Source organism: Priestia sp. SIMBA_032 (genome assembly GCF_046535215.1).
Taxonomy (GTDB): Bacteria; Bacillota; Bacilli; order Bacillales; family Bacillaceae_H; genus Priestia; species Priestia aryabhattai.
This window is the reverse complement of the sequence record NZ_JAWRXD010000358.1, coordinates 1-312: the sequence shown is the minus strand read 5'-3', so window position 1 is coordinate 312 and position 312 is coordinate 1. Positions and strand designations below refer to the sequence as shown.

The window sequence follows — 312 nt, the reverse complement described above, 5'->3', positions numbered from 1 at the left end:
ACGTTTGTATTTTCCGCAATGACATTCCCAGTCCTTTTGTGGTCCGAAAATACGCTCACAGAACAAGCCATCTTTTTCAGGCTTTAACGTACGATAGTTAATAGTTTCTGGTTTCTTAACTTCACCGTATGACCAAGAACGAATCTTGTCAGGTGAAGCAAGTCCAATCTTCATATATTCAAAGTTATTTACATCTATCAAGGGGCCTACCTCCCTTTTAGTCTACAGGTTATCCCAATTATTCCTTAGTTGTCTCAACTTCGACATTCAATTTATCTGCTGATTGATGATCATCGTCATCTTCTGTATCAC

General features: G+C 38.5%; 1 protein-coding gene. It reads right to left on the bottom strand.

All coding sequences use genetic code 11. The features are described from left to right. Positions 1 to 201: hypothetical protein (locus SB717_RS34750; protein WP_410907416.1), on the bottom strand; the 201-nt coding region annotated here is incomplete at its 3' end. Positions 202 to 312 lie beyond the last annotated feature (111 nt).